Origin of the sequence: Bacillus cereus group sp. MYBK139-1, assembly GCF_051916915.1 — a bacterium.
Classification (GTDB): Bacteria; Bacillota; Bacilli; order Bacillales; family Bacillaceae_G; genus Bacillus_A; species Bacillus_A pacificus.
On sequence record NZ_JBQAHO010000002.1, the window covers coordinates 322,886 to 335,806 of the forward strand.

Here is a 12,921-nt window from a genome sequence, read left to right on the forward strand (position 1 = left end):
TCATAGGAAGCCTCTTTTTTTGTAGAAAAAGCCGTATATAGAGAAATTTAGATATTTAAAATTTTATACGTAATATAGTTGACAAAAAAATTATGAGTAGGCTAAGATTGACTTAGTTGTGGAAATATTGGAAGGAAAGTGAGGAGTGAAAGATATAAGGTTTTCTATAACGATATCATTTTTGTAAATAGAGGTGATAGAGTAGGAGAATGGGTAGTTTTATTTTTTTTGAGTTTTATTGAGAATGATAATCAACAGGATAAATAAGAACTTATGTTAAAATGTGAATCGCTCTTTATAAGGAATAAGGAGGGATATTATTTTTAACATGTAGTGAGAATGATAATCAATAATATCTAAATTACATAAATAAATTACAAGTAAATAATGGTAGAGGATTATTATTTTTTTCTTATAAATTGAGAATAATTATCATTTTCAAAAAGGTATGGATGATGGATGAACAAGGAGGAAGTAAGCCAAATGAGAAAGATTTTTGTATTACCCGCTTTTATTATAACGTTCGTATGTATGCTAGCTTTTCTTGTCATGCCATATGGGAAAGTTTCAGCACAACTAGCTGACGGTACTTACGATATTAATTACGTAATTCAAAAAGCAGAAAATGATTCAGCTTCAATGGCAAATGATTATTTTGAAAAGCCAGCAAAATTAATAGTAAAAAACGGTGAGATGAGAGTACAAGTTCCGATGAATCATAGTGCTTGGATTACAGAATTTAAAGCACCTGAGAACGGGAATTTTGTTGATGCAAAAGTTGTTAGTAAAGACGAATCGGCAGATAAAAGAACAGTAGAGTTTAAGGTAGATGACTTATCTAAGCCGGCAGCTGTAAAAATTCATGTTGTTGTACCAAGTGCAAACTATGACCACCACTATACAATTCGTTTTGCGTTTGATGCAAATGTAAAAGCTGTAGGTGGTGATAACGGCGTGACTGCTGCAATAAAAAATAATGATCAAGCGAAAACAGATACACAAGTAAAAGAAGAGAAAACAAAAGTAGAGAGTAAGGAAACAGCTAAAGAAGCGAGCAAAGAAACAAAAAATGAAAATGGAAAAGCTGAAAAAACAGATAACCCCAAAACCGGCGATGAAGCACGTATTGGATTGTTTGCAACGCTAATTCTTATTTCAGGTGTTTTCTTAATTCGTAAAGTACGTCAAAACTAAATAAAGGAGCGTTATTCCATTGAATAGATATCTTAAAATTGTTGTTGCGATGTGTTTAATGATATTTACATTCGTATCAACATTACAACCTCTTGCAGTTCAAGCAGCAAGCCAACTAGCTGACGGTGAATATTCAATCGGGTTCAAAGTTCTTAAGGATACATCAGATGAAGAATCTATGATGAATCAATACTCTGTAAGTCCAGGAACTTTAAAAGTGAAGGATGGGAAAAAGAAAGTATCCTTTACATTAACGAATAGTTCATGGATTACGAAGTTTGAAACAGAAAAAGCAGGTAAGCTAGTTGCGACAAATGTAATTAGTGAAGATAAAGAAAAAGATACAAGAGTAGTAGAATTTGATGTAGAAGATGTAGAGAAGGTATTAAATGCAAAAGTAAAAGTAGATATTGATTTTTTAAATTATCATCATGAGTACGACGTTCGTATTGCATTTGATCAAAATAGTATTACACCGATTCATGTGGAACAACCAAATGAAAAAGAGGACCCAGCTAATAAGCCAGATCCAAATGAAAAACCGGATCCAAGTCAGAAGCCCGACCAAAAGCCTGACCCAGATCAACAACCCAATTCTAACACAATTAACGATGGGAATTATAGTATTCCATTTAAAGTGTTAAAAGATAAGACAGATGAAGAATCTAAGATGAATACTTACATGGTAAATCCAGGAGTATTAAAAGTAGAAAACGGTAAGAAAAAGGCAATTGTAACACTAACAAGTAGCTCATTAATTAAAAATTTCCAAACGGAAAAAGATGGTGCATTTGTTGATGCAAAAGTAGTGAGTGAAGACAAAGCAAAAGATACAAGAGTAGTAGAGTTTGAAGTAAACGATTTATCAAAAAAACTAAATACAAAAGTATTTATCGAAATGGCATCAAGAAATTATAAGCAAACGCATGATGTACAACTTTTATTTGAACAAGATAAACTTGAGCCAATTAAAAACGAAGAAAAGCAACCAGATGGTGATAAGAAGCCAGAGGTAGAGAAACCAGAAGTAGAGAAGCCGAATGTTGAAACAATTAAAGACGGCGAATACAGCATCAATTTCAAAGCTTTAAAAGATCAAACAGATGAAATTTCAATGATGAACACGTATACAAAGAGTCCAGGTGTGTTAAAGGTGAAAGATGGTAAAAAATACGTATCATTCACATTAACGAATAGCTCATGGATTACAAAGTTTGAATTTGAGAAAGATGGTTCGTTTGTTGATGCAGGTGTATTAAGTGAAGATAAAAAAGCTGATACACGCGTAGTGGAAGTGAAAGTAGACGATTTATCTAAAAAGTTAAATGCAAAAGTAAAAGTAGATATCGATTCAATGAATTATCACCATTTCTACGACATTCAATTTGCATTTGATAAAGATAGCATTAAACCGTTAGACAACCAAGGCGGAAACGACAACCAAGGCGGAAACGACAACCAAGGCGGAAACGATAACCAAGGCGGAAACGATAACCAAGGCGGAAACGATAACCAAGGTGGAAACGATAACAAAGGCGGAAACGATAACCAAGGTGGAAACGATAACCAAGGCGGAAACGATAACCAAGGTGGAAACGATAACCAAGGCGGAAACGACAACCAAGGCGGAAACGATAACCAAGGTGGAAACGATAACAAAGGCGGAAACAATAATCAAGACAATAACACAACAATTGATCCAAACGCTCTTAAAGACGGTGAATATAGTATCGTTTTTAAAGTGTTAAAAGATAAAACTGAAGAAATTTCAATGATGAACACGTATACGAAGAGTCCAGGTATCTTGAAAGTAAAAGATGGTAAGAAATATGTATCATTCACATTAACGAATAGCTCATGGATTACAAAATTTGAGTTTGAAAAGAATGGTGCGTTCATCGATGCAAAAGTATTAGGAGCAAATAAAGAGCAAGATACAAGAGTAGTAGAAGTGGAAGTAGATGATTTATCTAAAAAGTTAAATGCAAAAGTGAAAGTGGATATTGATGCAATGAATTATCATCATTTTTACGATATTCAATTTGTATTTGATAAAAATAGTATTCAAGCTTTAGGTAATCAGGGTGGAGACAATAACCAAGGTGATAACAGTAATCAAGGCGGAAACGATAACCAAGGTGGAAGTAATAACCAAGATGGTAACGATAATCAGGGCGGAAACAACAACCAAGATGGAACGAATAACCTAAATGAAAATCCAACAGTTGATCCGAAAAATTTAAAAGACGGTCAGTACGATATTGCTTTTAAAGTGTTAAAAGATAAGACTGAAGAAATTTCAATGATGAATCAATATGTTGTAAGTCCAGCAAGATTAACTGTGAAAGATGGTAAGAAGTATGTTGCAATGACACTAAAAAATAGTGAATGGATTACAAAATTCCAAACAGAAAATAATGGTGGATTTGCAGATGCGAAAGTAGTAAGTGAAGATAAGGCTGCAAATACAAGAGTCGTAGAATTTGAAGCTAATGATTTATTTGCAAAATTAAATGCAAAAGTAAAAGTAGATATCGATTCAATGAACTACCATCACTTCTACGATGTACAAATTCAATTTGATACAAATAACATCGGAGCGGTAGGAACGATTAAAGAGGATTCAAAAAAAAATCCGAAGAATGATCCGGAAAATCCAGTAACTACACCGAAGGTAGATAATGTAAAAACAGTAGGAACTCCTGATTTTAACCGAAATGCAGATGGTAAAAAGAAAAACGAAGCTACAAATAATGATGCGAAAAAAGAGAAAAACTCAAAAACTGCAGACACAGCACAGCTTGGGTTATACATGGTGCTACTGCTTGGTTCACTTGCTTTACTAGTTCGTAAATATAGAGCAGGTAGATTGTAATTTTTGAAGTCTTGATGCATGTTGGCGTGCATCAAGACTTGTTTCATATTGTATGGAAAGGAGTGGTGATTGAGAGTGAAGAAAATTGCAAGTGTACTAATGGCTATTATTTTATTAGTGAGTATAGCTGGGTGCTCATCATCAAAGAAAGAAACGGCGAAGCAGGTAAAGAGCGAGAGTAAAGAGAGAGTTGTTGCAACGACAGTCGCTGTAACTGAAATTATGGATGCATTAGAAGTAGATTTAGTTGGTGTTCCAACAAGTTCTAAAATTTTACCAAAACGATATAAAGGTTTACCAGAAGTAGGGAATCCGATGAGCCCTGATATGGAAAAAGTAAAATCATTAAAGCCGTCAGAAGTATTATCCGTGACAACACTTGAATATGAATTAAAGCCAGTTTTTGATGGTGTGGGTATGAAAGCAAACTTTTTAGATTTAACAAGTTTGAAAAACATGCAAAATTCAATTAACGATTTAGGTAAGAAATATGGACGCGAAAAGCAGGCGGAAGAAGTTGTGACTAAGTTAAATAAAAAAGTCGCTAGCATTCAAAAAGAAGTAAAAGGAAAGAAAGAACCGACAGTGCTTATTTTATTAGGTGTTCCGGGGAGTTATTTAGTGGCAACAGAGCATTCTTATATTGGAGATTTAGTAAAACAACTAGGTGGTAAAAACATTGTACAAGGTGAACAAGTAGAGTATTTAGCTTCTAATACAGAGTATTTAAAGAAAGCTGATCCAGATATTATTTTACGAGCAGCACACGGTATGCCTGATGAAGTTGTAAAAATGTTCGATAAAGAATTTAAAACGAATGACATTTGGAAACATTTTGCGGCAGTTAAAAATAATCGTGTTTACGATTTAGAAGAGCGTTTATTTGGAACGACAGGAAACTTAGCAGCAATTGAAGCGTTAGATGAATTGAAAAAAATGATGTATCCGTGATGCATTTTAATATAAAGGAAGAGTGGAATGAATAAAAAAACTTGGAGTTTCCTCATTGTTACTGCATTACTTATTGTTATGACATCATTGTCAGCAACAAAAGGGAGTTTAGAAGTAGGTATTGTTGACCTTGTACAAGGGATATTTACAGGGGCCAATGAAGATGTTGAAGTAATTAAAGATTTACGTTTCCCGCGCATTATTATTGCACTATTTACTGGAGCAGCTCTTGCTGTTTCAGGTGTGCTCTTCCAAGCTGTTATGAAAAATCCACTTGCTGACGCTGGTGTAATCGGGATATCTTCAGGAGCAAGTTTTATGACGCTTGTTATTATTACGTTATTCCCGCAATTCTTTTTCTGGACACCAGTATTCGCCTTTTTAGGTGGTGCGTTTGCATGTTATCTCGTATATGCATTTTCGTGGAAATCAGGGTTAAGTCCACTTCGCATTATTTTAGTTGGTATAGCTATTAATGCGATGTTTACTGGATTAAATGAATCGTTCGTTACGATTTGTGGATATTTCATTAAGAGTATTAAGCAAACGACGACTTCTAACATAACGATGAAGACGTGGGGTGATGTAGAAATAATGGTTACGTATGGAACAATTGGTCTTATTCTTGCACTGTTGGTAGGAGCTTGGTGTAACTTATTATCACTACAAGATAAGACTGCGAAAAACTTAGGTTTGCATGTGACGAGAGTTCGTCTTATTATTTCTGCCATTGCAGTACTTTTAGCGGCAGTATCAACAGCGATTGCAGGAGTCATTGCTTTTGTTGGATTACTTGTTCCGCATATTTCGAGACAACTAGTTGGTTCAGACCATAAAGTGTTGATTCCATTTTCTGCTCTTGCAGGAGCGTTATTAATTTTGACGGCGGATACGATTGGAAGGTTAATTGTGCCACCTAATGAAATTCCAGCAGCAACAATTATGGCGGTCATTGGTGGGCCATTCTTAATATTCTTGCTTAGAAAGAGTGATAAAGTTCATGGAAATTAAAAATGTAACCTTTTCATACGATAATGTAACAAATCGTTTAAAGTCTGTTAGTAGTGAAATAGAAATTGGGAAAATTACAACAATCATTGGTCCGAATGGTTGCGGGAAATCAACATTACTTGGTGTTATGTCTAGAAATCATGCTCCTAATAGTGGGGAAGTAATACTTGATGGAAAAGCGATTAGTGAGTATAAACCGAAAGAGTTTGCTAGAAAGTTAGCAGTTGTCCATCAACAAAATGAGGCGCCAGCAGATATTACAGTGGAAAAACTAATAAGCTTTGGACGTATGCCATATAAAAATGTTTTTTCTTCGCAAACTGATGAAGATAGAGAAGCAATTGAGCGTGCACTAACATGTACGAATTTGCAAAGTAAGCGTGAAAAGCCAATTCATGCTTTATCGGGCGGAGAGAGACAGCGGGTTTGGATCGCGATGACATTAGCTCAAAGTACACCAATGCTTTTCTTAGATGAACCGACAACTTATTTAGATATTTATTATCAGCTAGAAATATTAGAGTTAGTGAAACAGTTAAATGAAGTGTATGGATTAACGATTGTGATGGTACTACATGATATTAATCAAGCCATTCGTTATAGTGATCATATTATCGTTATGAAAGATGGGGGAATTGTTACGAAAGGTAATCCTAATGAGGTAATAACAGAAGAAATGGTTAAAGCAATATATGGTGTAGATGTCGTTGTAAAACAAGACGAAGATACAGGGTTATACATGGTACCAATGGGAATTTAAAGGCTGGGCATAATCCGTTTTGAGGTGATAATTTGAATAGTAAGAAAGAACGGAAAAAGAATTCTTTTTTTCAACGAATACTTACAATTGTATTTTTAGGAATCTTTTTCTATTCAATGTATGAATTGGGTGGGATTTTCATGGATTATTATGAAAATCGTAAAGTAATGGCTGAAGCGCAACATATTTATAAGAGAAGTCCAATGGAAGAAAAATCAGAAGATGGGGAAGTGCGTAAACAGTTTCAAGCTCTCCAAAAAATTAATCCAGAAATAGTGGGATGGATTACGATGGATGATACACAAATCAATTATCCAATCGTTCAAGCGAAGGATAATGCTTACTATTTATTTCGTAATTACAAAGGCGAGGATATGAGAGCGGGAAGTATTTTTATGGATTATCGTAATGATGTGAAATCTCAAAACCGAAATACTATTTTATATGGTCATCGTATGAAGGACGGTTCTATGTTTGGAAGTTTAAAAAAGATGTTGGATGAAGATTTCTTCATGTCCCATCGTAAATTATATTACGATACATTATTTGAAGGATACGACGTTGAAGTTTTTTCAGTATATACGACAACGACGGACTTTTATTACATTGAAACGGATTTTGAAAGCGATGCAGCGTATACAGCGTTCTTAAAGCAAATTCAAGATAAATCCCTTTACAAAACGGATACGAAATTGACGGCTAATGATGAAATTATAACACTTTCTACATGTGACTATGCACTTGATCCAGAAGCAGGAAGATTAGTCGTGCATGCGAAACTAGTAAAAAGACAGTAAATAAAAAAGTATAGAATATGAGAAGTGGTAACGCTTCTCATATTCTATACTTTTAAAAAAACAGTCTTTACTGTGCTGCAGCCATTGGCATACGTACAACTTTCACATCATAGTAAGAGATTTTATTATCAAGAATATAATCTGGCATTCCACCTTGATGTGAGTGAGCTGCTTTAAATGCTGGGCTCTTTGTCCAACCTTGGAAATCTTCTTTTGCATTCCAGCGTGTGCTAATTGTTACCTCGTCATAATCAACTGTATTTTGCGTTAGAAGAACTTCTAATCCTAAAAATCCTGGCATTGTTTCGACTTGACCTACTTTATTAAAACGATCAATTAATTTATGTCCATTTCCCTTTGTAATTTTAGCTGTATTTGTAACAATAATCATGTTTATTCCTCCTATAAGTTGTAGCCTTTATTTTCGAGAACTCATATACATTAAATGATAATGAAAATCATTATCATTGTCAATGGTAAATATGAAATATATAAGTATTTTTTCTATTATGTTGGACAGTAAGATTTCCATTTCAAAATGTAGTAAATAGGTGGCGGTTAAGTGAGAGAATGAGTGAGTTGTACTAGCAAAGCAATAATATGGTATAGTGAAACGAGGCTGTTTTTTCAGTCTCGTTTTTCAAATGCTTCCTGTAGAGAAAGCATGCAAATGGAAAGGAAGTTATTATATGCGATCAGAAGTAACTGTAAAAATAAAACCGAAATTTATAAAAGAAATTAAAAGTGGATATCCGCTTATTTTAAAAGATGCGATTCAAAATTTAAATGATGTTCAGGAAGAAGGAACAATCATTAAAGTGGTAGATGAGAAGAACCACTTTGTCGGAAAAGGCTATTATGGAAAACAAAATAAAGGATACGGCTGGATTTTAACGAGAAAAGAGAGTGAACAAATTAATCAATCTTTCTTTGAAAGTAAAATAAAATCTGCCTTACATAAACGAAAGCAATTTTACAAATCAAGTGATACGACAGCATTCCGCGCCCTAAACGGTGAAGGTGATGGGCTTGGAGGCTTAATCATCGATTATTATGATGGCTATTATGTAGTTAGTTGGTATAGCGAAGGGATTTATACTTTCAGAGATGAGATTATAGCAGCTCTTCAAAAAGTAGCAAATTTTAAAGGTATTTATGAGAAGAAGCGTTTTGATACGAAAGGGAAATACATTGAAGGAGATGATTTCGTAGCAGGAGAGCGCGGTGAGTTCCCGCTTATCGTAAAAGAGAATGGTGTGAACTTCGCTGTTTATTTAAATGACGGAGCGATGGTTGGGGTATTTTTAGATCAGCGTAACGTGCGAAAACAAATTCGTGATAAGTATGCGAAGGGAAGAACAGTGTTAAATATGTTCTCTTATACAGGTGCCTTCTCTGTATTTGCAGCCCTTGGTGGAGCGAGCAAAACGACGAGTGTCGACCTTGCAAATCGTAGTTTAAGTAAAACGATTGAGCAGTTTAGTGTAAATGAAGTTGATTATGAAGCGCAAGATATCATTGTAGAAGATGTATTTCTTTACTTTAAATATGCAGCGAAGAAAAAAATGAAATTTGATATGGTCGTACTTGACCCTCCAAGCTTTGCACGTTCAAAAAAATATACATTTAGTGCAGCGAAAGATTATAAAAACTTATTAAAAGAAACAATTGCCATTACAGAAAATAACGGGATTATCGTTGCTTCAACAAATTGTAGCGCATTCGATATGAAAAAGTTTAAAGGCTTTATCGATACAGCATTTAAAGAAATGAATGGCAAATATAAAATATTAGAAGAACATTCTTTACCAGAAGATTTCCGTACAATCGATCAATTTAAAGAAGGAGACTATTTAAAAGTAGTTTTCATTGAGAAAATTAAAGGGTAATAAAGAAAAAGGAGCTCGAGTTTACTTGAGCTCCTTTTCTTATTGAATGATATTTTGTACTCTGCCCACTTGCCCGTCCTGCAAGCGCACTTTAATGCCATGCGGATGAGAAGGGGAGTTCGTTAAAATATCTTTTACAATGCCACGTGTTAATTTGCCAGTTCGTTGATCTTGTTTTAATACAATATCAACTTCAAGGCCGGGTACGATATTAGAACGTTTTTGTCCGTTCATTTATACACCTGTACGTCTACGTTGGTTGTTTGTTTTCTTTGTTTGTTGGTTTTGTAGTTTTTTTGTTTCTTGGCTTTGGTTTTTTGTATTTTGACCATTACCGTTACCTTGCTTTTTCTTTGCAAGTTGTTCACGCATTAAATCAGCTAAGCTTACTTTTTTGTTTTCTGACATGATAAGTCTCCTTTATATAAAGTTAATTATGAACTATCGTAGTAAATTTCATCATATCATTGTTATGGAAGGAAGGGAAGTTGGTTTGAAAATTCATATAATTGTTTCCAGTCTGTAGTAGTTACGATACAATTAAAATGTTAATGTTTGTAAAAAAGGGGATAGACATATGTCACATCATATTTTATTAGTGGAAGATGATATTTCAATTCAAGAGATGGTGCAAAAGTATTTAATAAAAGAGGGCTTTCAAGTTACAATCGCGTCTGATGGAGAGGAAGGTGTGAATACATATTTACAAGGTTCGTTTGATTTGATTATCCTCGACATTATGATGCCGAAGTTAGACGGATTAGAAGTTGTGCGCATTATTCGCGAGAAGAGTGCAGTACCGATTTTAATGATGTCTGCAAAAGATACAGATGTTGATAAAGCTGTTGGATTAGGACTAGGAGCAGATGATTACATTTGTAAGCCGTTTTCTATGATTGAATTAGCTGCCCGTGTAAAAGCAGGTATTCGGCGGTCTACGAAATATTCAGCTACAGAAACAACAGAAAAGATGATTCAAATTGGCGATTTAACAATCGATCCAATTAATTTTACTGTGGAAAAAAACGGGAAGCCTCTCAAGCTTACTTTAAAAGAATTTGAGATTTTAAAACTGTTTGTAAAGAATCAAAATCGTGTATTTACCAAAGCACAAATATATACGCTAATTTGGAACGAAGAGTATTACGGTGACGATAACGTTATTAATGTTCATATGAGAAGATTACGTGAGAAAATCGAAAGTGATCCATCTAATCCAGAATACATTAAAACGTTATGGGGTATCGGTTATAAGCTGGAAGTGATGTAATATGGTAAATTTGTTAATAGGTATTATTTTTATATTGTTATGTGTCATTTATATACAATATAAAATGAGGAAAAATAGTAGCAAAAATTTGCGATACACATATGAAAAGTTAGAAAGTATTGTTAATGAAAAAACAGGCGAGAAGTTACTCGTTATGACAGATGATCTAGAATTGCAAAAATTGTTAGTGGCAATTAATCAATTGTTAGATGCAAAACAGAAAACGAATGCAGATCATGCAAAAGTAGAAATTTCAATGAGAAAAATGCTTTCAAATATTTCACATGACTTGAAGACGCCACTAACAGTTATTCTTGGATATACAGAAATGTTAAATAAGGATAAAACGATGAATGAAGAAGAACAACAAATATTACTTGAAAAGGTGCATGTGAAAACACTAGAAGTAATGGAACTGATTCATAAGTTTTTTGATTTAGCAAAACTAGAATCTGGTGACAAGGCAATCGAGATGACAAAAGTAAATATGAATGAAGTTTGCCGTGAGAAAATTTTATCTTTTTATGATTTAGTGACGACGAAAGGTTTTCATGTTCATATTAATATACCAGAAAAAAATATATATGCACTTGGAAATGTAGAAGTATTAGGTAGAGTATTGAATAATTTAATATCAAATGCAATTACATATGGAGACGATGGAAAGACGCTCGGTATGACGTTAAGAGATGATGAAACGAATGTGTATATAGATGTATGGGATACAGGAAAAGGAATTGATGAATCTCATATTGATAAAGTGTTTGAGCGTATGTACACACTTGAAGATTCCAGAAATAGATTGTACCAAGGAAGCGGTCTAGGTTTAACGATTACGAAAAGGCTTGTAGAAGCGATGGACGGAGAAATACATCTTTCTAGTAAGCCGTATGAAAAAACAATTTTTACAGTTGCATTAAAGAAGATGCAGTTTTAGCTTGTAGAGAAGTAGATTCTACAAGCTTTTTTTTCAGCGTAAGGAATTTGTAAGGAACGGGTAAGAAAAAAGAGATTTCCGTTGTCTATTATAGAAGTATAAAGTAGTGCGAAAGGAGAAAACGACATGACATATATATTAAAAACGAATCAGTTAACGAAAGTGTTTAAGGGGAAAGAAGTTATTTCTAGCGTTAACATGCATGTGAAAAAAGGAGAGATATACGGTTTCTTAGGACCAAACGGTGCTGGTAAAACAACGATTATGAAAATGATCACAAATTTAATAAAACCGACGAGCGGTGATATTGAAATTTTCGGTGAGAAGTTAACGGATACATCTTATGAAGTATTAAAGCGCATGGGGACAATTATCGAATATCCAATCTTTTATGATAAATTAACGGCGAAAGAAAACTTAGAATTACATTGTGAATATATGGGCTATTACGATAAAAACGCAATTGACCATGCTTTACATTTAGTAAAATTGCACGGTATAGATGATAAAAAAGTAAAAGATTTTTCATTAGGGATGAAACAACGACTTGGTATTGCAAGGGCGATCATGACAAAGCCAGAATTACTCATTTTAGATGAGCCAATTAACGGTTTAGATCCAATTGGTATTAAAGAGCTACGAGACTTATTTAAAATGCTCTGCAAAGAATATGGCATTACATTGTTAGTTTCTAGTCATATTTTAGGTGAGATGGAACTAATGGCGGATACAATTGGTGTAATTCAAAATGGAAAACTAGTAAAAGAAGTTTCAATGAAGAGTATTAACGGAAAACAAACAGAGTACATTGAAATTACTGTTCCTGATGTGAAACGTGCAGCTTATATTTTAGAAGATAAACTTGGCATAAAAAATTATAAAATAATGAGTGGAAATATGATTCGCGTGTATGAATTGAAGGCGACGCAGCAAGCCATTTCAAAAGCACTTATTATGAACGATGTGGAAATTGAAAGTATGAATAAGAAACATAGTTCCTTAGAGGAATATTTCTTAAATGTAATGGATGGAGAGGGCATTCATGCTTAATGGATTGTTAGTGAATCTAGTAAGTGGATTGGTCGTAATGTTCATAAGCGGGATTTTATATTATAGGAAACCAGAGCGGAAATGGTTGTTAATTCTACTAATGATAGGAATGTTAAGCGTAGTTACTGCTGGAATTAGAATGTTAGTAGCATAGAGATAATTATGTCAGTAATGGAGGCTTGGTTTA

Annotated in this window: 14 protein-coding genes; 11 read left to right on the forward strand and 3 right to left on the reverse strand. The window is 34.0% G+C overall.

The annotated features are described in order from the left end of the window. The first annotated feature begins 483 nt into the window (after window positions 1–483). The 6 genes from isdC (at window position 484) to srtB (ending at window position 7,588) form a co-directional block, all read left to right on the forward strand. Window positions 484–1,194, forward strand: a complete 711-nt coding sequence (gene isdC / locus ACTFRS_RS12785) for a heme uptake protein IsdC (RefSeq protein WP_440024885.1) — start codon at window positions 484–486, stop codon at window positions 1,192–1,194. A gap of 49 nt (window positions 1,195–1,243) precedes the next feature. After that, window positions 1,244–4,069 carry an NEAT domain-containing protein gene (locus ACTFRS_RS12790; RefSeq protein ID WP_440024958.1) on the forward strand — a complete coding sequence of 942 codons (2,826 nt, stop codon included), beginning with the start codon at window positions 1,244–1,246 and terminating at the stop codon, window positions 4,067–4,069. A 69-nt stretch (window positions 4,070–4,138) separates the two neighbouring features. Next, window positions 4,139–5,020: a heme ABC transporter substrate-binding protein IsdE gene (isdE, locus tag ACTFRS_RS12795; RefSeq protein ID WP_011040739.1), complete on the forward strand. Its 882-nt coding sequence runs from the start codon at window positions 4,139–4,141 to the stop codon at window positions 5,018–5,020. 27 nt (window positions 5,021–5,047) lie between these two features. After that, window positions 5,048–6,031 (forward strand): FecCD family ABC transporter permease, encoded by a 984-nt coding sequence (locus tag ACTFRS_RS12800; RefSeq protein WP_139866481.1) that lies wholly within the window; start codon window positions 5,048–5,050, stop codon window positions 6,029–6,031. After that, window positions 6,021–6,791 (forward strand): ABC transporter ATP-binding protein, encoded by a 771-nt coding sequence (locus ACTFRS_RS12805; RefSeq protein WP_318157541.1) that lies wholly within the window; start codon window positions 6,021–6,023, stop codon window positions 6,789–6,791. The genes ACTFRS_RS12800 and ACTFRS_RS12805 overlap by 11 nt, the downstream gene beginning before the upstream one ends. Window positions 6,792–6,823: 32 nt before the next feature. After that, the gene (gene srtB, locus ACTFRS_RS12810; RefSeq protein ID WP_318157543.1) at window positions 6,824–7,588 is read left to right on the forward strand and encodes a class B sortase; all 765 of its coding nucleotides are present in this window, start codon (window positions 6,824–6,826) and stop codon (window positions 7,586–7,588) included. 67 nt (window positions 7,589–7,655) lie between these two features. Here the strand turns inward: srtB and isdG are convergent, their stop codons facing one another. Then, the gene (isdG, locus tag ACTFRS_RS12815; RefSeq protein ID WP_000587815.1) at window positions 7,656–7,979 is read right to left on the reverse strand and encodes a heme oxygenase; all 324 of its coding nucleotides are present in this window, start codon (window positions 7,977–7,979) and stop codon (window positions 7,656–7,658) included. A gap of 298 nt (window positions 7,980–8,277) precedes the next feature. Between isdG and ACTFRS_RS12820 the strand changes: the two genes are divergently transcribed. Then, entirely contained in the window at window positions 8,278–9,477 is a 1,200-nt protein-coding gene (locus tag ACTFRS_RS12820) for a class I SAM-dependent rRNA methyltransferase (protein WP_001255958.1), read from the forward strand. Between the two features lie 39 nt (window positions 9,478–9,516). Here ACTFRS_RS12820 and ACTFRS_RS12825 read toward each other — a convergent pair whose 3' ends face one another. Next, complete coding sequence (locus ACTFRS_RS12825) at window positions 9,517–9,711, reverse strand: YwbE family protein (RefSeq protein ID WP_139866483.1); 195 nt, start codon at window positions 9,709–9,711, stop codon at window positions 9,517–9,519. Further along, window positions 9,712–9,885 (reverse strand): hypothetical protein, encoded by a 174-nt coding sequence (locus ACTFRS_RS12830; RefSeq protein ID WP_001293581.1) that lies wholly within the window; start codon window positions 9,883–9,885, stop codon window positions 9,712–9,714. A gap of 169 nt (window positions 9,886–10,054) precedes the next feature. Between ACTFRS_RS12830 and ACTFRS_RS12835 the strand changes: the two genes are divergently transcribed. The 4 genes from ACTFRS_RS12835 (at window position 10,055) to ACTFRS_RS12850 (ending at window position 12,888) form a co-directional block, all read left to right on the forward strand. Further along, window positions 10,055–10,747 (forward strand): response regulator transcription factor, encoded by a 693-nt coding sequence (locus ACTFRS_RS12835; protein WP_000018054.1) that lies wholly within the window; start codon window positions 10,055–10,057, stop codon window positions 10,745–10,747. Window position 10,748: 1 nt separating this feature from the next. Continuing rightward, on the forward strand, window positions 10,749–11,684 hold the full coding sequence (locus ACTFRS_RS12840) for a HAMP domain-containing histidine kinase (protein WP_139866484.1): 936 nt from the start codon (window positions 10,749–10,751) through the stop codon (window positions 11,682–11,684). 126 nt (window positions 11,685–11,810) lie between these two features. Beyond that, a complete protein-coding gene (locus tag ACTFRS_RS12845; RefSeq protein ID WP_139866485.1) occupies window positions 11,811–12,734 on the forward strand; it encodes an ABC transporter ATP-binding protein in 924 nt (307 codons plus the stop codon). Further along, the gene (locus tag ACTFRS_RS12850; RefSeq protein WP_167496959.1) at window positions 12,727–12,888 is read left to right on the forward strand and encodes a hypothetical protein; all 162 of its coding nucleotides are present in this window, start codon (window positions 12,727–12,729) and stop codon (window positions 12,886–12,888) included. Before ACTFRS_RS12845 ends, ACTFRS_RS12850 begins: the two co-directional genes overlap by 8 nt. Window positions 12,889–12,921 lie beyond the last annotated feature (33 nt).